Here is an 18,727-nt window from a genome sequence, read left to right on the forward strand (position 1 = left end):
TCCCACCAATTGGGGACTGACACCTGGGAGGTGTGTGGATGCGGCTCGCAGTGATCCCAGGAGACGGGATCGGGCCCGAGGTCATCGCTGAGGCCCTGAAGGTCCTCAACGAGGTCGTTCCGGCGGCCGAGATCACTCGCTACGACCTCGGCGCGGCGCGCTGGCACGCCACGGGAGAGTTGTTGCCCGAGTCGGTGCTCGGTGAGCTCCGCCAGCACGACGCGATCCTGCTCGGAGCGGTAGGCGATCCGTCGGTGCCGAGCGGAATCCTGGAGCGCGGCCTGCTGCTGCGCCTCAGGTTCGAGCTCGACCACCACGTGAACCTCCGCCCCGCCCGTCTCTACCCCGGCGTCCGCAGCCCGCTCGCGGACCCGCCGGAGATCGACATGGTGGTGGTCCGCGAGGGCACCGAGGGCCCGTACGCGGGCAACGGTGGCCTGCTGCGCAAGGACACCCCGCACGAGATCGCCACGGAGGTGTCGCTCAACACGTCGTTCGGCGTGGAGCGCGTGGTCAGGGACGCCTTCGCGCGCGCCTCGGCCCGTCCGCGGCGGCACCTGACGCTGGTGCACAAGACGAACGTCCTCACGCACGCCGGCTCGCTGTGGTCGCGCGTGGTCGAGGAGGTCTCGCTGCAGCACCCGGACGTGACGGTGGCATACCAGCACGTGGACGCGGCCACGATCCACCTGGTCACCGACCCCGCCCGGTACGACGTGATCGTGACGGACAACCTGTTCGGCGACATCCTGACCGACCTCGCCGCCGCCGTTACGGGCGGCATCGGCCTGGCCGCGTCGGGCAACATGGACGTGACGCGGCGCAACCCGTCGATGTTCGAGCCGGTCCACGGTTCGGCACCGGACATCGCGGGCCAGGGCATCGCCGACCCGACGGCCGCCGTGCTGTCGGTCGCGCTGCTGCTCGACCACCTCGGCGAGCACGAGGCGTCGCGCCGGATCGAGGCGTCCGTGGCGTTCGACCTGGCGACCCGCGACCACCAGTCGCCGGGCGCGACGTACGCGATCGGCGACCGCCTGGCCGCCCTCGTGTCCTCGAACGTCCGCACGGGCTGACCGTTGTAGTGCACGCGGGGAGCTTTCGTACTCTTGTAGAGCACGAAAGGTCCCCGCGTGACTTTCACAGCTGGGCGGTGGACTCGCGCCAGGCGCGCTCCTTCTGGATCCACTCGTTGTCCTGCGGGAACTCGTCGATCGTCGGCACGCGGCGGATCTCGGTCTTGAACCCGGGCCCGGCCATCGGCATCCGCTTCGCCCACTCGACCGCCTCCTGCAGCGAGGACACGTTGAGCAGGTAGAAGCCGCCGAACAGCTCCTTGGTCTCGCCGTACGGGCCGTCCGTCACGATCGCCGGTTCGGCGGAGAAGTCGACGACGACGCCCTCGGACGGGTCGGCGAGGCCCTCGGCGGCGAGCAGCACCCCGGCCCGGATCAGCTCGTCGTTGAACGCGCCCACGACCTCCAGCATCTTGTCGAAGTCGAGCTCGCCCATGTTCGCGTAGGCCTCGTCGGTGGCGCGCATGATCAGCATGTACTTCACGGTGGTCTCCCTGCGTTGTGCCCTGCTCGCTGACGTCCACAGGTCGAACGGGCACCCCGCCGGATCGACATCACAGCGGAGAAATTTTCGAACTTCCTGTTTGCGCAGGTAGGGTCACCCGAAGTCGTGCGTGGGGGAAGACCGGTCGAAGTCCGGCGCTGACCCGCAACGGTAGGTCCCCGGCCAGGGGACGAGCCCGAATGCCCGCACACGGCAGACATAGGACTCCAACTCCTGCCGTGGACTGCGGGAAGGGCACATGTGATCGGGAAGATCAGCGCGCTCGTCGGCGTGCTCGTCGTCAGCATCGTGGCGGGCGTCGCGCTCGGCCCCGTCTCCGTCCCCTTCGGCGTCACCGCCGACCTGCTGTGGCAGGCGGTCACCGGCGGCACCGTGCCCGCCCACCTCGCCGGGCAGTACCACATCGTCTGGAACATCCGGCTGCCGCGCGTGCTGCTCGCCGCCGTCGTGGGCGCGGGGCTGAGCGCGGTCGGCGTCGCGATCCAGGCGATGGTCCGCAACGCGCTGGCCGACCCGTACGTGCTCGGCATCTCCTCGGGGGCGAGCGTGGGCGCCACGGCCGTCGCGACGATGGGGGTGCTGTCCGGGCTCGGCGTGTACGCGCTGTCGACGGGGGCGTTCCTCACCGGACTCGGTGCCACCGCGCTCGTCTACCTCACCGCGCGGTCGAGCGGGGCGCTCACGCCGTTGCGGCTCGTGCTGACCGGCACCGCGCTCGCCTACGGGTTCTCGGCCGTGGCGATGCTGCTGGTGTTCCAGGCACCGCACGGGGAGGCGGCGCGGGCGGCGATGTTCTGGCTGCTCGGCAGCCTCGGCGGGGCGGACTGGAGGTCGTTGCCGGTCGCCACGGTCGTGACCGCGCTGGGCATCGCCTACCTGATGACCAAGGCGCGGCCGTTGAACGCGCTGGCGATGGGCGACGAGACCGCGACCACGCTCGGGGTGAGGGTCAACCGGTTCCGCACGCACCTCTTCGTCGTCACCGCGGCCATGACCGGGGTGCTGGTGGCGGTCAGCGGGGCCGTCGGGTTCGTCGGGCTGATGCTGCCGCACCTCACCCGCATGGTCGTGGGCGCCGACCACCGCAAGGTGCTGGCCCTCGCACCGCTGGCCGGTGCGAGCTTCCTGGTGTGGGTGGACGTCGCCGCGCGGATGCTCGCCGCACCCGAGGAGCTGCCGCTCGGCGTCATCACGGCAGCGCTGGGCGTGCCGTGCTTCATCTTCCTGATGCGCCGCAGGGCGTACGTCTTCGGAGGCCGCTGATGCGCGTCGAGGTGCACGACGTCACCGTGCGGAACATCATCTCCGGCATCACGCTGCACGCCTGCGACGAGGTGGTCGGCATCGTCGGGCCGAACGGCAGCGGCAAGTCGACGACGTTGCGCTGCGTCTACCGGGCGCTGCGACCGGACGCCGGCGCGGTCCTGCTCGACGGCGAGAACGTCCACAGGCGACAGGGCCTCGCCCGCGACCTCTCCGCGCTGACCCAGGAGTCGCAGGTCGAGTTCGACTTCACCGTCACCGAGGTCGTGGAGATGGGCCGGCTGCCGCACGACCGCGACCCCGTGCGCGACGCCGCTGTCGTCGCAGAGGCTCTGGCCACAGTGGACGTCGGGCACCTCGCCGCCCGCAGCTTCCTCAGCCTTTCCGGCGGTGAGCGCCAGCGGGTGCTGATCGCCCGCGCCATCGCCCAGCAACCCCGCGTGCTCGTGCTCGACGAGCCGACCAACCACCTCGACATCCGCCACCAGCTCGACGTCCTCGCGCTCGCGCGGGGACTCGGCGTCACCGTCCTGACCGTGCTGCACGACCTCAACCTCGCCGCGTCGTACTGCGACCGCCTCTACGTCCTCGACGAGGGCCGGGTGGTCGCCTCCGGCACCCCGGCGGAGGTCCTCGTGCCCGAGCTCGTCGCCAAGGTCTTCCACGTCACCGCACACGTGGTCGCCCACCCCACGACAGGAGTCCCCCAGCTCCTGTTCGACCAGGAGGTCACCCCGTGAGAACCGCACTCGTCACCGCCGCCCTGCTGCTCGTCTCCGGGTGCGGCGCCACGGTCGCGCAGGACACCTCCGCGACCGAACCCGTCACCGTCACCAACTGCGGGCAGCAGGTGACCTACGACAAGATTCCGTCCAAAGTGGTCACCAACGACACCGGCATCACCGAGCTGATGTTCGCGCTGGGCCTCAGGGACCGCATGGCCGGCTACGTCGTCAACGGCATCGACACCGTCGACGTGCGGACCTCGCCGTGGAAGGCCGACTTCGACAGCGCGAAGCACCTGTCCGACAAGATCTCCAAGGAGGTCGTGCAGGGCGCCAACGCCGACCTCGTGTTCGCCGGCTGGAACTACGGCTTCAGCGAGAGCACCGGCTTCACCCCGGACGCGTTGCGGCAGCTCGGGATCGCCACCTACCAGCTCACCGAGGCGTGCCGCAACGGCGTGGGCAAGCAGCGCGGCATCATGCCCGCCCTCGACGCGCTCTACACGGACCTGCGCAACCTCGGGAAGATCTTCCGGGTCGAGGCCAGGGCCGAGGAGCTGGTCAAGGGCTACCAGCAGCAGATCGAGAACGCCGGCAGGCTGATGGCCGGCAAGCCGCGGCCCAAGGTGTTCCTCTACGACAGCGGCCAGGACCAGCCGTTCACCTCCGGCAGGAACGCGGCCCCGCAGGACGTCATCTCCAAGGCCGGCGGCGACAACGTCTTCGGCGACCTCAACGACAGCTGGACCACGGTCAACTGGGAGGCCGTCGTGCAGCGCGACCCCGACGTCGTGCTCATCGTGGACTACGCCGACGGCGAGGCGAACACCCCGCAGGAGAAGCAGCGGTTCCTGGAGGGCTACGCACCGCTGCAGAACTCGCCGGCTGTGCGGAACAAGCGGTTCTACGCGCTGCCGTACGCCGCACTGGTCGAGTCGCCGCGCAACCCGGCCTCCATCGAGGCCTTCGCGCGGTACCTGTCCCAGGCGTGAACCCGTGACCAGATAGTGGGAGATTTCCTCCCGTCACTTGGTACGTCGTGCTGAGCTGTGGCAGCATCCCGGTCATGGCTCAGCACACCGCCATCATTATCGACGAGCGCGTCGGGTAGTCGCCGCCCCTGGCACCCGACGCGCAGACCTCTCGCATCCGCGGGGGGTCTTTTTGTTTGTCCTGGACAGGAGATGACCCGCGATGGCCGGCCCCGCCGACGAGTTCCACGTCTACGACACGACGTTGCGCGACGGCGCACAACGCGAGGGAATTTCGTACTCCGTCACGGACAAGCTCGCGGTCGCGCGGCTGCTGGACGGGCTCGGCGTCGGGTTCATCGAGGGCGGCTGGCCCGGCGCTCTGCCCAAGGACACGGAGTTCTTCGCCCGCGCGGCGGCGGGGGACCTGGAGCTCAAGCACGCCGAGCTGGTCGCGTTCGGCGCCACCCGCAAGGCCGGTGTGCGTGTGGAGGAAGACCCGCAGGTCAAGGCGTTGCTCGACTCCCAGGCACCGGTCGTCACGCTCGTGGCGAAGTCGGACCTGCGGCACATCGAGCGCGCGCTGCGCACCGACGCCGAGGAGAACCTGCGGATGGTGCGCGACACCGTCCGGTTCCTCAAGGACAACGGCCGGCGCGTCTTCCTCGACGCCGAGCACTTCTTCGACGGCTACGCCTTCTCCCCGGACACCGCGCTGCGCGTGCTGGAGTCCGCTGTGGAGGGTGGCGCCGACGTCGTCGTGCTGTGCGACACGAACGGCGGCCAGCTGCCGCTCGGCCTCGCCGAGACGGTCGCCGACGTCATCGCGAAGACCGGCTTCCGGGTGGGGATCCACTGCCAGGACGACACGTCCTGCGCCGTGGCGAACACCCTCGCCGCCGTCCAGGCAGGCGCGACGCACGTCCAGTGCACCGCCAACGGTTATGGCGAGCGAGCAGGCAACGCGGACCTGTTCGCCGTCGTGGGAAACCTCGTGACCAAGCTCGGCCTGGAGGTGCTCCCGACCGGGGCGCTGGCCGAGCTCACCCGTGTCTCCCATGCGTTGGCCGAGATCGCGAACATCGCACCCGACACCCACCAGGCCTACGTCGGGTCGTCAGCATTCGCCCACAAGGCGGGTCTGCACGCGAGCGCGATCAAGGTGGACCCGGAGCTGTACAACCACATCGATCCGGACACCGTCGGCAACGACATGCGGGTGCTGGTCACCGAGATGGCCGGTCGGGCGAGCCTCGAACTCAAGGGACGTGAGTTCGGGCTCGACCTGGCCGGCCGGGGGACCGAGGTCGGGACCGCGCTGAAGCGCGTGAAGGACCTGGAGGCGAAGGGCTGGTCGTTCGAGGCCGCCGACGCCTCCCTGGAGCTGCTGCTGCGCGGCGAGCTGTCCGAACTGGACACCCCGCCGTTCACCCTGGAGTCCTACCGGGTCGTGCTCGACCACCGCTCGGACGGCGAGATCGTGTCCGAGGCCACGGTCAAGGTGCACGTGGCGGGGGAGCGGGTCATCGCGACCGCCGAGGGCAACGGACCCGTGCACGCACTGGACGCGGCCCTGCGCAAGGCGTTGCTGCCGCACCTGTCCTGGTTGGACGCCGTCGAGCTGGCCGACTACAAGGTGCGCATCCTCACCGAACACCCCGGCACGGACGCGGTGACGCGCGTGCTGGTGGAGTCGACGGACGGCGAGCGCGAGTGGACGACCGTGGGGGTGCACGGGAACATCGTCGAGGCCTCCTGGCTTGCACTGTGCGACGCGTTGGTGCACAAGTCGATGCGTTCCGGCTCACACATCTAAGGTGTAGTACGTGCGTATTGCCAGGATCGCTCACCCGCAAGGCGTAGCTTTCGTCGCCGTTCACGGCGAGGAAGCCGCAGAGATCGCCGAACACCCCTTCGGCGAACCGACTTTCACCGGACGCAAGTGGCCCTTGGCCGACGTCAGGCTGCTCGCGCCCATCCTGCCCACCAAGATCATCGGGGTCGGCCGGAACTACGCGGACCACGCGGCGGAGCTCGGCAACGAGGTCCCCGCGGAGCCGTTGATCTTCTTCAAGCCCAACACCTCGGTGGTCGGGCCGAACGTGGAGATCAAGCTTCCGGCCGCGTCCGAACGAGTGGACTTCGAAGGCGAGCTGGCCGTCATCATCGGCCAGCCGTGCCGGGACGTGTCCAGGGCCAAGGCCATGGGCGTGGTGATGGGCTACACCATCGCCAACGACGTCACGGCGCGCGACCTGCAGAAGAAGGACGTGCAGTTCACCCGTGCCAAGGGCTTTGACACCTTTTGCCCGATGGGTCCGTTCATCGAGACCGAGTTCGACCCGTCGGACGTCCGCGTCGTCACCGAGGTCGACGGAGAGGTCAAGCAAGACGGACGTACTTCCTCGATGGTGCACGACATCCCGTCGCTCATCGAGTACGTCTCTGCGGTCATGACGCTGCTGCCCGGCGACGTGATCCTCACCGGCACGCCCGCCGGCGTGGGACCGCTGAGGGCCGGACAGACGGTCTCCGTGACTGTGGACGGCCTTGGCACGCTCACCAATCCGGTGGCAAATAGGTAGCCGTACGGAGCAATCCGGCGTTCGGCAGGTTACGCACCGGGGTACCCGCTAGTAACTTCCCGGTGTCATGACGGACCCCGCGTCCACCCGCGTGCTGCTCGTCGACGGTTCACAGCTCCTCACCGAGGGGCTGCGGATCTCGCTGCACCGCACGCACTCCTTCCGCGTTGTGGGCATCGCCCACACCGTGGCCGATGCCGCGCGCTGCCTGCGCGGCGTGCCGGTGGACCTGGTAGTCACGGACTTCGACGTGCCGGGCGCCGGACCGCTGCGCACCGTGCGGGACACGGCGCAGTACCGGCCGGACGCCCGCGTCGTCGTGCTGTCCAATGCGGACAGTCCGAGCTGGGCCCGCGCCGCGCTGGACGCCGGCGCGGTCGCCTACCTGCTGAAGACCTCACCCGTGGCCGAGCTGCTGCCGCTGATCGCGGCCGCGGTGCGGGGTGCGCCCGCCACGATCGACGCACGGGTGGGGTCCTTCGCCCGGTTGCCCGCGCGGATGCCGCCGCCCGCCTCGCTCGGCCGGCTGTCGGCGCGGGAGTTCGACGTGCTGGCCGAGATGGCGAAGGGCATGGACAACGCCCGCATCGCCCAGCGGCTCTTCATCAGCAACGACACCGTGAAGACGCACGTGAAGGCGATCCTGCGCAAGCTCGGCGCCCGCGACCGGGCCCACGCCGTGGCGATGGTGCTCGGGGAGAAGCTCCGAGGCGTTCGTCACGACCTGACGATGGTCTGCGGTGCCCTGCGCGCGAAGTCCGGCGCGTGCTCCGGACGTGGGCCGATGGCCACCAGGTAGGCCGGCACGGCCTGCAGGAACGGGAACCGCCGCGCCACCCGGAGCATGAACGGCGTGCCGGTGCTCGACACCGTCTCGGTGCTGTTGAGCTTGCGCCCGAGGAACAGCCGGTGGACGGCCCGCTGCATCGTCTGGACGACCACGGTGGGGAAGAGCCTGCGGCTCCGCACCTTCGCGAGCACGGCACCCGTGACCCCGCCCTGCCGCAACGGCTTCGCGAGCAGCGCGGCCGCCGCGACCGCGTCCTGGACGGCGAGGTTGATGCCGACGCCACCGACCGGCGACATCGCGTGCGCGGCGTCACCGATGCACAGCAGACCGTCGACGTGCCAGCGCCGCAACCGGTCCAGCTTCACGTCCAGCAGCTTGACGTCGTCGAGGGTGGTCAGGTGCCCCACCCGGTCGGAGAGCCACGGCACGAGCGTGACGAGGCGGTCGCGGAACTTCTCCACGCCCTCCGCGCGCACCTGCTCGTCGGTGCCCTTGCGGATCAGGAACGCGCACTGGAAGTACTCACCGCGCGGGATCAGCACCAGGCCGCTGCCCGCGCTGAACCGGCCGGCACCGCCGCGGACCGGGTCGTCCTCGGTGCGCGGCAGCCGGAACCACCACACGTCCATCGGCGCGCCGAAGCGGTACACCGGCAGCTCCACGGCGTCGCGCAGGATCGAGCCGCGCCCGTCTGCCGCGACGACCAGGTCCGCGGCGATCTCGCCCTCGTGCCCGCCGGCCCGGTCCCGGTAGGTGACGCCGGTGACCCGGCCGCCGCTCCTGGTGATCCCGGTGACCTCGGTGCTCATCCGCAGGTGGAACCGCGGCTCCAGCCGGCCCGCGTCCGCGAGCAGGTCGAGGAAGTCCCACTGCGGCACCATCGCGATGTGCCGGTGGGCACCGGGAAGCCGGTTCAAGTCGGCGATCGTGGCCTTGCGGCCGCCGTCCAGCAGCACCTCGACCTCGTCGACCAGCTGGTGCGGCACCTGCTCGAAGGCAGGCCCCAGGCCCAGCTCGTCGAGCAGCGTCAGCGTCGACGCGTGCACGGTGTCACCGCGGAAGTCCCGCAGGAAGTCGGCGTGCTTCTCCAGCACCGTCACCTCGACGCCCCCGCGCGCCAGCAGCAACCCCAGCACCATTCCCGCGGGTCCGCCTCCGACGACGAGGCAGGTGGTCCTCTCCATGTCGATCCCCTCTTTTCAACCCTCGTTGAATAAATTCAGCATGCTCCTGATCGCCATGGCCGTCAAGCCGGTCGTGCTGTGGCGGGTGTCGCGCGGTCGCACCGCAGCTCGACAGTCCTCTGTGGACTGTCTGGTACCCCAGGCCCCGAAACCGTTGCGGCTGGTGCGATCCAGTGCGACTGGAGCTAAGGTGTCGCGCCGCTGGAACAACCGCCTTCCGAGTGGTGCCAGGGGTAGTCGAACAACACTCGTCCGGGCGATTGCATTCGGCGGCCGGACGAGTCTCACTGGTTCGTTCGGGGCCTCAAGGTCGGCTGGATCGAGCAAGGACCCACGGGAATCACCTCGTTAGCCGAATCGGACGAGGGGCCCACGCACCTAACCTTCCTGGGTGACAACTGCGTCCCCGACTTTCACGCGTAAGAGAACCGGCGAGATCCGCGCTGTGTGCCTGGACGTCGACGACACACTTGTCGACTACAGCACCTCTTCGCGCGCCGCGTTGGCCTCGATGGTCGGTAACGCCGACGCTTGGTCGTTGTGGCAGCGGATCACCGACGACCACGTCTCCCGCCAGCTCGCCGGCGAGCTCCAGTACGAGCAGATGCGCAACATCCGCACCCAGGCCTTCTTCTCCGCCCTCGGCGAGGAGCTGTCGATCGAGGAGGCCACCCGCCGCGAGCTCGGCCGCCAGGCGGTCCTCTCGGCGGGCTGGTGCCTGTTCCCGGACGTCATCCCCATGCTCGACTGGCTGCGGGCCACCGGCCTGCCGATCGCCGCGATCAGCAACGCCTCCGGACGCCACCAGCGCGTGAAGATCGCCCAGCTCGGCCTTTCGCCGTACTTCGACGCCGTGCTCATCGCCGGCGAGGTCGGCTGCGCCAAACCCGACCGCGTGATCTTCCACACCGCGTGCCTCGCACTGGGCGTCCCGCCCGGCGACACCGTGCACGTCGGCGACCGGCTGCACGCCGACGCCATTGGCGCCAGGGACGCCGGGATGCACGGCGTCTGGATCAACCGCACCGGCCCCACCGGCGGCACCCTGCCCACGGGCCTGTCGTCCATCACGACGCTGGCGGAACTGCCGGAGCTGCTCGTCTGCGAGCTCTCCGCCGCCACCGCCTGAGCGCTCCCCGAGACCGGCTCCCACCTGGGCTTTTGCCGTTGGGTGGGGGCCGATTTCACTTCTGGCGGGGACGTGGTCTAGTATTTCTCCCGGCAGCAACGAGGGCCTTCGGAACTCAGCGAGAACCGAAGACGATCGTGAGAGCCAATGGGGTATGGTGTAATTGGCAGCACGACTGATTCTGGTTCAGTTAGTCTAGGTTCGAGTCCTGGTACCCCAGCTGCTGAGAAGAAAATCGAGAGTGGTAAGCTCCCGATCGAGAATCTCGGCAAAGCAAGAAAACGAACTGAATAGCCCGGATTTGGAACCGGCAGAGCGATCTGATAAGGTTCCTCCAGGCAAGAAGTTCTAGGGCCCCGTCGTCTAGCGGCCTAGGACGCCGCCCTCTCAAGGCGGTAGCGAGGGTTCGAATCCCTTCGGGGCTACAGAGGTGGGAGAGGCCTGTCAGCGGAAAGCGCTGACAGGCCTCTTTCGCTTTGTCCTCTGGGGGCCGAGCCCCCAGACCCCCAGCCGGCGGGCTTCGCCCCCGGACCCCCCGTTGGGGTTCCCGTCGAGGAATGTGCGGGCTTCGCTTCGCTCGCCCCTTGGGTGACAAACAACGAAGGCAGACTGGGCGTCGCTTCGCTCGCCCCCGATTAATGGGAGCGGTGGCGGGGGCTTATTAGTTTGGTGCGACAAAGCCCCCGGCGCTGGAGCGACGGGGGCTTTGTGTGTGGAGGGTTACAGGCGGCTTTGGAGAGCTTCTGCGGCGGCCAGGAGGTCTGCTGCCCAGCGGGCGCCGGGGCGGCGGCCCATGCGGTCGATGGGGCCTGAGACGGAGACTGCGGCCACTACGGCGCCGGAGGAGTCTCTGACTGGAGCGGAGACTGAGGCGACGCCTGGTTCGCGTTCTGCGACGCTTTGCGCCCAGCCGCGGCGGCGGACCTCCAGGAGCGTGCGTTCGCCGTAGACGGCGTCCGCGAGGACCGCGCGCTGGGTACCGGGATCCGACCAGGCCGCCAGGACCTTCGCGCCCGAACCCGCAGTCATCGGCAGGCGGGCACCGATCGGCACGGTGTCGCGGAGACCCGATGGGGGCTCCGCCGACGAGACGCAGACGCGCTGCATGCCGTCACGGCGGTACAGCTGCACGCTCTCACCGGTGATGTCGCGCAGCCGCGGCAACACCGAAGACGCCGCGTCCAGGAGCGGGTCCGTCGCACCACCCGCCAACTCCGCCAGCGCCGCACCCGGACGCCAACGGCCGTCAGAGCCCCGGCGCAGCAGGCGGTGCACCTCCAGGCCCACGGCCAAGCGGTGCGCTGTTGCTCGCGGAAGGCCGGTGCGATTGCACAACTCAGCCAGGCCGCACGGATCTTTTGCCACGGCGTTCAACACGGCCACTGCCTTGTCCAGCACGCCGATCCCGCTATGCTGTCCCACAAGCCGATACTAACTTCCCAGACAGTGAGAAGTCCAGATCTGTCGGCACGTCCAGACTGTGGGAGATGTCGCGATGAGCCGCACGCTCGCGGAGAAGGTGTGGGAGGCACACGTTGTGCGCCACGGCAGTGGCGCGGAGCCGGACCTGCTCTACATCGACCTCCACCTGCTGCACGAAGTAACCAGCCCCCAGGCGTTCGACGGGCTGCGCCTCGCCGACAGGAAGCTGCGCAGGCCCGACCTCACGATCGCCACCGAGGACCACAACGTCCCGACCGTCGACATCGACAAGCCGATCGCGGACCCCGTGTCGCGCCTGCAGGTCGAGACGCTTCGCCGCAACTGCGCGGAGTTCGGCGTGCGGCTGCACCCGATGGGCGACCTGGAGCAGGGCATCGTGCACGTGGTCGGCCCGCAGCTCGGCCTCACGCAGCCCGGCATGACGGTCGTGTGCGGTGACAGCCACACGTCCACGCACGGCGCGTTCGGCGCGCTGGCGTTCGGCATCGGCACGTCCGAGGTCGAGCACGTGATGGCGACGCAGACGTTGCCCCTTCGTCCGTTCAAGACGATGGCGATCAACGTCGAGGGAGCGCTCAAGCCGGGCGTCACGGCGAAGGACGTCATCCTCGCCGTCATCGCGAAGATCGGTACCGGCGGCGGGCAGGGCTACGTCCTGGAGTACCGCGGCGCCGCCATCGAGGACCTGTCGATGGAAGCGCGCATGACGGTCTGCAACATGTCGATCGAGGCGGGCGCCCGCGCCGGCATGATCGCGCCGGACGACACGACCTTCGACTACCTGGAGGGCCGCCCGCACGCACCGTCCGGCGCGGACTGGGACAAGGCCGTCGAGTACTGGCGGACGCTGCGCACCGACGACGACGCCACCTTCGACGCCGAGGTGACGATCGACGCCGACGAGCTCACGCCGTTCGTGACGTGGGGGACCAACCCCGGTCAGGGCCTGCCGCTCGGCGCGAGCGTTCCCGACCCGGAGGCCATCGCCGACGAGAACGAGCGCGTGGCCGCCGAGAAGGCGCTGTCGTACATGGGCCTGGAGCCCGGCATGCCGCTGCGCGACATCCGGGTGGACACCGTCTTCCTCGGCTCGTGCACGAACGGGCGCATCGAGGACCTGCGGGCCGCCGCGGACGTCATCAAGGGCAAGCGCGTCGCCTCCGGGGTGCGGATGCTCGTCGTGCCCGGTTCGATGCGGGTGCGCAGGCAGGCCGAGGACGAGGGCTTGGACAAGGTGTTCCTGGACGCGGGCGCCGAGTGGCGGCAGGCCGGCTGCTCGATGTGCCTTGGCATGAACCCGGATCAGCTCGCCCCCGGCGAGCGCAGCGCCTCGACCTCCAACCGCAACTTCGAGGGCAGGCAGGGCAAGGGCGGCCGCACGCACCTCGTGTCCCCGCTCGTGGCGGCCGCGACGGCCGTGCGCGGCACCCTGTCGGCCCCCGCAGACCTGGAGAACTGACCATGGACGCCTTCACCACCCACACCGGCGTCGGTGTGCCGCTGCGCAGGTCCAACGTGGACACCGACCAGATCATCCCGGCCGTCTACCTCAAGCGCGTGACCCGCAGCGGGTTCGAGGACGGCCTCTTCGCCGCCTGGCGCGGTGACGAGCACTTCATCCTCAACCAGGAGCCGTTCCGGGCCGGCAGCGTGCTCGTGGCCGGTCCCGACTTCGGCACCGGCTCCTCCCGCGAGCACGCCGTCTGGGCGTTGATGGACTACGGCTTCCGGGTGGTCGTCTCGTCCCGGTTCGCCGACATCTTCCGGGGCAACGCGGGCAAGCAGGGCCTCGTCGCCGCCCAGTGCTCCCAGTCCGATGTCGAGCTGCTGTGGAAGCTGCTCGAGTCGGAACCCGGCACCCCGGTCACCGTCGACCTCACCGACAAGACCGTCCGCGCCAAGGACTTGGTGGCGCCCTTCGAGATCGACGACTACACCCGCTGGCGGCTTCTGGAAGGCCTCGACGACATCGCTTTGACACTGCGCCACGAGGCCGAGATCAGCGATTTCGAGGGCAATCGCCAGACTTGGTTGCCCACAACGGATCCGCTTCCGGCGGTCTGAGAGGGGGCCGGATTCTCCCCTTGAGAGGGGCGAATCCGGCGCCCGGAGTCCCTCGAAGGGGCGCAATTAGCCACGCCACAACGAAAATTTTGGCGTGGCGATTGGTATTTCCCGCGATTTGGGCCTACCGTTGCGTTCTAGTCGGCCCGAGCTAGGGCCGTGAGCGTCCTGGGAGGGACTGAAGGTGAACAAGGCCCAGCTCATCGAGGCGCTCGCCGAGCGCCTCGGAGACAAGAAGACTGCCGGTGCTGCTGTTGACGGTCTCGTCGATGTGATCGTGCGAAGCGTCAACAAGGGCGAGAAGGTCAACATCACGGGCTTCGGCGTCTTCGAGAAGCGTGCCCGCGCGGCTCGCACTGCGCGCAACCCGCGCACCGGCGAGACCGTGAAGGTCAAGAAGACCAACGTGCCCGCGTTCCGGCCCGGCTCGACGTTCAAGGACGTCATCAGCGGTGCGAAGAAGCTGCCGAAGGCCGTTGCGGCCAAGGCCGCCGCGAAGCCCGCCGCCGCCGCTGCGACCGCGAAGCCCGCGGCCACCAAGGCTCCGGCGACCAAGGCCGCGACGACCCGCGCGACCACGACGCGCACGCGCACGGCCGCGGCCGCCACCAAGGCGCCCGCGACCCGTCGCACCACCACCACGGCCGCCGCGGCGAAGACCACGGCTGCCAAGGCGCCCGCGAAGGCGCCCGCCACCAAGGCCGCCGCCGCCACGAAGACGACGGCTGCGAAGACGACGGCTGCCAAGGCCACCCCGGCCAAGAAGGCCCCCGCCGCCAAGACGACGGCCGCGGCGAAGCCCGCTGCCAAGACGACGGCCGCGGCCAAGCCGGCTGCTCGCAAGACGGCTGCCAAGAAGAAGTGAGACGGGCCTCCCGGAGAGGAGGCTGCGTCACTTCAGCATCATGCGAAAGGCCCCGGTGTGCGCACACCGGGGCCTTCGTGTTCCCCGGTGCGGGCCGGAACCGGCGCTGAGTTCGCAGGCGTGAGCTCGCGGCGCGGATGGCGCCGCCAATCTCCATTCCGCCAATACAAATAACGCTCGGCCCTTCCGAACGCACCCCCGCACAAGCGAAACCGCCGCCTTCCCGGCCCACTCAGTTGCCGGAGGCGAACTTTCGTCGGGCGAGAAGGCGGCGGCGGTGCGAGCGCGGCCGGAACGGTCTCAGGGACGGGGCAGCGGCGAGGCCAGGTAATGCGCCGACACCAGCGTTGGCCAGCGCGAAGGCGCGTCCGAAGTGGACCAGGAGCCGAACGGGCGGGTGAAGGCGAGCACCCAGGTGCTGCCCTTCTTGCACGGGACCTCCGGCAGCCGCAGACCCCCGAGGCTCGGCCAGCGTCTGCACCAGGGACGGGATCACCCCGCCCTGCGACGACACCACGGCCCTGCCTTCGTCAGCCGCGACCTCCAGCAGCCGCACCAGCCCCGCCTCCGGGTCGGGCCAGTAGCCCTCCTCGGACAGCCGCGGCTCCTCGACCACCTCCACGTCCAGGTCCGCGGCCACACCCCGCACGGTGTCCGCACAGCGCACCCGAGGGGCCGTGTGCACGCGCGTGGGCGCCCACAGGGGCAACAGCGCCCGCAACGCCTTGGCCTGCCGCCACCCGGCGTCGGAGAGCGGCCTGAGGTCGTCGTCGCCCTCCCACTCGGACCGCTTGCCGGCCTTCGCGTGCCGCACCAGCAGCACCAGCAGCAGGTCCGCGGGCAGCCGCGCGAACTCGGCCAGCACCAGCCGGTCCGGTTCGTAGGTCAGCAGCGCGGGGGCCTCGGCGATCGGCAGCCAGCGCAGCTCGTCGACCTCGTCGTTGACCGCGAAGGACCCCGACACGGCCTCGGCCGCGTAGTAGTCGACCGTCTTCGGCACGCCCTTGACGTCGTAGGAGACCTGCTTCAGGTGCCGGCCGAGCACGCACGCGTACCCGGTCTCCTCGGCGATCTCCCGCACGGCGCACTGCGGGATGGTCTCCCCGTCGTCGAGCTTCCCCTTGGGCAACGACCAGTCGTCATAACGCGTGCGGTGGACCAGCGCGACCTCGACGTCCCCGTCGGCGTCGCGCCAGAGCACCGCACCGGCAGCTCTGATCACCCAAGGGCTCCGTGCTCGTGCAGCAGTTCCATTTGGTGGTCGCGCACGGACGTGCCGTCCGAGGGCGATGGTTCCCATTCTCCGTCGGCGCGCAGCACCCAGCAGCGGGTGTGCGGGTCCAATGCCGAGACGAAGATGTTCGAAAGCTGGTTCGTGAGCCGCGGATCGGTCACGCGAACGGCGACCTCGACGCGCCGGTCGAGATTCCGGTGCATCATGTCCGCGCTGCCGATCCAGAACTCGTCGCAGCCGACGAACTGGAAGATGCGCGAGTGCTCCAGGAACCGGCCGAGGATCGACCGCACGTTGATGTTCTCGGACAACCCCTTGATGCCGGGTTTGAGGCCGCAGATCCCGCGCACCACCACGTCGACCGGCACACCGGCCTGCGACGCGCGGTACAGGGCGTCGATGACCTGCTCGTCCACGAGCGAGTTCACCTTGATGCGCACACCGGACGGACGGCCCGCCTGCGCGTGCTCGATCTCCAGGTTGATGCGCTCCACGATGCCCTTGCGCACGCCGTAGGGCGCGACCAGCAGCGAGCGGTACTCGTCCTGGCGCGCGTACCCGGTCAGCACGTTGAACAGGTCCGTGAGGTCCGCGCCGATCGTCGGCTCCGCGGTGAGGATGCCGACGTCCTCGTACAGCCGCGCCGTCTTCGGGTTGTAGTTGCCGGTGCCGATGTGGCAGTAGCGGCGGATCGTCGAGCCCTCCTGGCGCACCACCAGCGAGGTCTTGCAGTGCGTCTTCAGGCCCACCAGGCCGTACACCACGTGCACGCCCGCCTTCTCCAGCGTGCGGGCCCACTTGATGTTCGCCTGCTCGTCGAAGCGCGCCTTGATCTCCACCAGCGCCACGACCTGCTTGCCCGCCTCGGCCGCGTCGATCAGCGCGTCCACGATGGGCGAGTCGCCGGAGGTGCGGTACAGCGTCTGCTTGATGGCGAGCACGTACGGGTCGGCCGCCGCCTGCTCGATGAAGCGCTGCACGGACGTGGAGAACGAGTCGTACGGGTGGTGCACGAGGACGTCGCCCTCGCGCAGCGTCGCGAACACGCTCTTCGGCGTCTCCCGCTCACCGAACGCCGGGTGCGTCGCCGGCACGAACGCCGGGTCCTTCAACGTCTTGCGGTCGATGCCGTAGAGCTGCCACAGGCACGACAGGTCGAGCAGCCCTGGCACGGTCACGACGTCGTGCGGGTCGACCTCCATCTCCCGCAGCAGCAGTTCGAGCATGTGCTCGGTCATGTCGTCGGCCACCTCGAGGCGCACCGGCGGGCCGAAGCGGCGCCGCGCGAGCTCGCGTTCCAGCGCCTGCAACAGGTCCTCGTCGCGGTCCTCCTCGACCTCCAGGTCCGCGTTGCGGGTCACCCGGAAGGCGTGGCACTCGATGACCTGCATGCCGGCGAACAGCTCGCCCAGGTGCGCGGCGATCAGCTCCTCCAGCGGCAGGAACGTCGCCGACGACGAGGACCGGTCCGACTCGACCCGCACCAGGCGCGGCACGTTGTCCGGCACCTTCACGCGGGCAAAGCGCTCGCCGCCGCCCTGCGGGTCGCGCACGGTCACGGCGAGGTTCAGCGACAGCCCCGAGATGTACGGGAACGGGTGAGCGGGGTCGACGGCCAGCGGCGTGAGCACCGGGAAGACCTGTTCGCTGAAGTAGTTCGAGAGCCGCAGCCGGTCGTAGTCCGTGAGGTCGCCCCACGTCACGATGCTGATCCGGTGCTCCTCCAGACCGGGCCTGATGTGGTCGAGGAACGCGCGGGCGTGCTGCTCCACCAGTTCCTGCGAGCGCTTGGAGATGGCCACCAGCTGCTCGAGCGGCGTGAGCCCGTCCGCGCTGCGCACCGTGAGACCGGTCTCCGCCCGCCGCTTCAGCCCGGCGACCCTGACCATGTAGAACTCGTCGAGGTTCGAGGCGAAGATGGCGAGGAACTTCGCCCGCTCCAGCAGCGGCTGCGAGGAGTCCTCCGCCAGCGCGAGCACCCGCGAGTTGAAGTCCAACCAGGACAGTTCCCGGTTGAGGTAGCGGTCGTCGGGCAGGTCGGTCGGCAGCGCGCTCGACGTCACGGCGGGCGGTGCGGAGGGAACACCCCGCACCGGCGTCGCCACCGGCTGCGCGGGCTGGGTCTTGCGCCGCGGTGGGTTGGACGCCCGCCTCGTGGCCGCGCGCGGCTGCTTGCGCGTGGTCGCCTCGGGCGGGGTCTCCGCCGCCTTGCTCCGCGTGGCTCGACGCCGGGGAGGTGTCGGCTTGCCGTCAGTGTTCTCCGTGCTCACGCCCCGCATTGTTCCGCACTATCGGCGTGAGCGCCCCCGCCGAGAACGTCCGACCGGTGAACTCCTCGTCACAGAACAGGCGGCCGGACGGCCGTCACGACGCCGCCGGCATCGCGTTCGAGGGTCACCCGCTGACCAGGGCGCAGCATCCGCCAGCCACCCGCCGCGACCGCTTCCGCGCTCACGTCGAGCAGAACGCCGTCGTCCCGCAGCACCACCGCGGAACCATCACCGTCAAACGTGGACACCGTCGCCTGCACGGAGCAGAACGATAGACGTCCGGACCCGACCGGCCGAACCGGTGCGCCGCCGGGGCCGGCGTGGAGACCGGCCTCACGACGTCCGACGTCACCGAACCGGACCAGCCGGAACGCCTGTTGATGTTGAGTTGGTGGTACTTGCAGATGCCGGCAGAGCCAGGGGGGAACTTGGGGCGTCGAAGGCACAACATCGTGTCTGCTGTGGACCCGGCCGGACTCGGGGTGCTGCCCACCGGCACGTCCGCGTGCATCAACGGGTGCTCGTTCCTGTGGACGGCGGGGTTGGGCAGGTCGGACGCCAAGACCGGCCCGCGAGCACCCGCCGGGTTCGCCGCCCTGCGGGGCACGAGCCGGATCGGCCGG

Annotated in this window: 17 protein-coding genes, 2 tRNA genes and 1 riboswitch; of the genes, 13 read left to right on the forward strand and 6 right to left on the reverse strand. The window is 69.6% G+C overall.

The window, feature by feature from the left end; genetic code table 11:
- The first annotated feature begins 38 nt into the window (after positions 1-38).
- Entirely contained in the window at positions 39-1,076 is a 1,038-nt protein-coding gene (locus tag ACVDFE_RS12880; protein ID WP_360391230.1) for a 3-isopropylmalate dehydrogenase, read from the forward strand.
- Between the two features lie 64 nt (positions 1,077-1,140).
- Here the strand turns inward: ACVDFE_RS12880 and ACVDFE_RS12885 are convergent, their stop codons facing one another.
- Entirely contained in the window at positions 1,141-1,560 is a 420-nt protein-coding gene (locus tag ACVDFE_RS12885; protein WP_360391227.1) for a YciI family protein, read from the reverse strand.
- An 83-nt stretch (positions 1,561-1,643) separates the two neighbouring features.
- Positions 1,644-1,786: riboswitch (cobalamin riboswitch) on the forward strand.
- Between the two features lie 35 nt (positions 1,787-1,821).
- Here ACVDFE_RS12885 and ACVDFE_RS12890 point away from each other — a divergent pair.
- The 6 genes from ACVDFE_RS12890 (at position 1,822) to ACVDFE_RS12915 (ending at position 7,924) form a co-directional block, all read left to right on the forward strand.
- On the forward strand, positions 1,822-2,844 hold the full coding sequence (locus tag ACVDFE_RS12890) for a FecCD family ABC transporter permease (protein ID WP_458430569.1): 1,023 nt from the start codon (positions 1,822-1,824) through the stop codon (positions 2,842-2,844).
- Positions 2,844-3,584 carry an ABC transporter ATP-binding protein gene (locus ACVDFE_RS12895; RefSeq protein ID WP_458430570.1) on the forward strand — a complete coding sequence of 247 codons (741 nt, stop codon included), beginning with the start codon at positions 2,844-2,846 and terminating at the stop codon, positions 3,582-3,584. The genes ACVDFE_RS12890 and ACVDFE_RS12895 overlap by 1 nt, the downstream gene beginning before the upstream one ends.
- A complete protein-coding gene (locus ACVDFE_RS12900; RefSeq protein ID WP_458430571.1) occupies positions 3,581-4,561 on the forward strand; it encodes an ABC transporter substrate-binding protein in 981 nt (326 codons plus the stop codon). The genes ACVDFE_RS12895 and ACVDFE_RS12900 overlap by 4 nt, the downstream gene beginning before the upstream one ends.
- Positions 4,562-4,763: 202 nt before the next feature.
- The gene (gene cimA / locus ACVDFE_RS12905; protein ID WP_458430572.1) at positions 4,764-6,356 is read left to right on the forward strand and encodes a citramalate synthase; all 1,593 of its coding nucleotides are present in this window, start codon (positions 4,764-4,766) and stop codon (positions 6,354-6,356) included.
- 10 nt (positions 6,357-6,366) lie between these two features.
- Complete coding sequence (locus ACVDFE_RS12910; protein ID WP_360391212.1) at positions 6,367-7,125, forward strand: fumarylacetoacetate hydrolase family protein; 759 nt, start codon at positions 6,367-6,369, stop codon at positions 7,123-7,125.
- Between the two features lie 67 nt (positions 7,126-7,192).
- A complete protein-coding gene (locus tag ACVDFE_RS12915) occupies positions 7,193-7,924 on the forward strand; it encodes a LuxR C-terminal-related transcriptional regulator (protein ID WP_458430573.1) in 732 nt (243 codons plus the stop codon).
- Here the strand turns inward: ACVDFE_RS12915 and ACVDFE_RS12920 are convergent.
- Positions 7,843-9,099 (reverse strand): FAD-dependent oxidoreductase, encoded by a 1,257-nt coding sequence (locus ACVDFE_RS12920; RefSeq protein ID WP_458430574.1) that lies wholly within the window; start codon positions 9,097-9,099, stop codon positions 7,843-7,845. The genes ACVDFE_RS12915 and ACVDFE_RS12920 overlap by 82 nt on opposite strands.
- Positions 9,100-9,490: 391 nt before the next feature.
- Between ACVDFE_RS12920 and ACVDFE_RS12925 the strand changes: the two genes are divergently transcribed.
- The 3 genes from ACVDFE_RS12925 (at position 9,491) to ACVDFE_RS12935 (ending at position 10,653) form a co-directional block, all read left to right on the forward strand.
- Positions 9,491-10,228: an HAD family hydrolase gene (locus ACVDFE_RS12925; RefSeq protein WP_360391203.1), complete on the forward strand. Its 738-nt coding sequence runs from the start codon at positions 9,491-9,493 to the stop codon at positions 10,226-10,228.
- A gap of 148 nt (positions 10,229-10,376) precedes the next feature.
- Positions 10,377-10,448, forward strand: a tRNA-Gln gene (locus tag ACVDFE_RS12930).
- Positions 10,449-10,580: 132 nt separating this feature from the next.
- Positions 10,581-10,653, forward strand: a tRNA-Glu gene (locus ACVDFE_RS12935).
- Between the two features lie 295 nt (positions 10,654-10,948).
- On the opposite strand, the gene ACVDFE_RS12940 is transcribed toward ACVDFE_RS12935, so the two are convergent.
- Positions 10,949-11,650 (reverse strand): IclR family transcriptional regulator, encoded by a 702-nt coding sequence (locus tag ACVDFE_RS12940; protein ID WP_053736944.1) that lies wholly within the window; start codon positions 11,648-11,650, stop codon positions 10,949-10,951.
- A gap of 73 nt (positions 11,651-11,723) precedes the next feature.
- Between ACVDFE_RS12940 and leuC the strand changes: the two genes are divergently transcribed.
- The 3 genes from leuC to ACVDFE_RS12955 all read left to right on the forward strand — a co-directional run bounded on the left by leuC (position 11,724) and on the right by ACVDFE_RS12955 (position 14,600).
- Positions 11,724-13,130 carry a 3-isopropylmalate dehydratase large subunit gene (gene leuC / locus ACVDFE_RS12945; RefSeq protein ID WP_360391200.1) on the forward strand — a complete coding sequence of 469 codons (1,407 nt, stop codon included), beginning with the start codon at positions 11,724-11,726 and terminating at the stop codon, positions 13,128-13,130.
- A 2-nt stretch (positions 13,131-13,132) separates the two neighbouring features.
- Complete coding sequence (gene leuD, locus ACVDFE_RS12950; protein WP_360391197.1) at positions 13,133-13,735, forward strand: 3-isopropylmalate dehydratase small subunit; 603 nt, start codon at positions 13,133-13,135, stop codon at positions 13,733-13,735.
- A gap of 184 nt (positions 13,736-13,919) precedes the next feature.
- Entirely contained in the window at positions 13,920-14,600 is a 681-nt protein-coding gene (locus tag ACVDFE_RS12955; protein WP_360391194.1) for an HU family DNA-binding protein, read from the forward strand.
- A gap of 232 nt (positions 14,601-14,832) precedes the next feature.
- On the opposite strand, the gene ACVDFE_RS12960 is transcribed toward ACVDFE_RS12955, so the two are convergent.
- Genes ACVDFE_RS12960 through ACVDFE_RS12970 form a run of 3 tightly spaced genes read right to left on the reverse strand, consistent with a single transcriptional unit; the run spans position 14,833 to position 18,352 of the window.
- Complete coding sequence (locus ACVDFE_RS12960) at positions 14,833-15,822, reverse strand: NUDIX hydrolase (RefSeq protein WP_458430575.1); 990 nt, start codon at positions 15,820-15,822, stop codon at positions 14,833-14,835.
- The gene (locus ACVDFE_RS12965) at positions 15,819-18,113 is read right to left on the reverse strand and encodes an RNA degradosome polyphosphate kinase (protein WP_360391191.1); all 2,295 of its coding nucleotides are present in this window, start codon (positions 18,111-18,113) and stop codon (positions 15,819-15,821) included. The genes ACVDFE_RS12960 and ACVDFE_RS12965 overlap by 4 nt, the downstream gene beginning before the upstream one ends.
- 59 nt (positions 18,114-18,172) lie before the next feature.
- Positions 18,173-18,352, reverse strand: coding sequence for a hypothetical protein (locus tag ACVDFE_RS12970; protein ID WP_360391188.1), 180 nt, complete (start codon positions 18,350-18,352; stop codon positions 18,173-18,175).
- Between the last annotated feature and the right edge of the window lie 375 nt (positions 18,353-18,727).

The organism is Lentzea chajnantorensis (assembly GCF_054300775.1).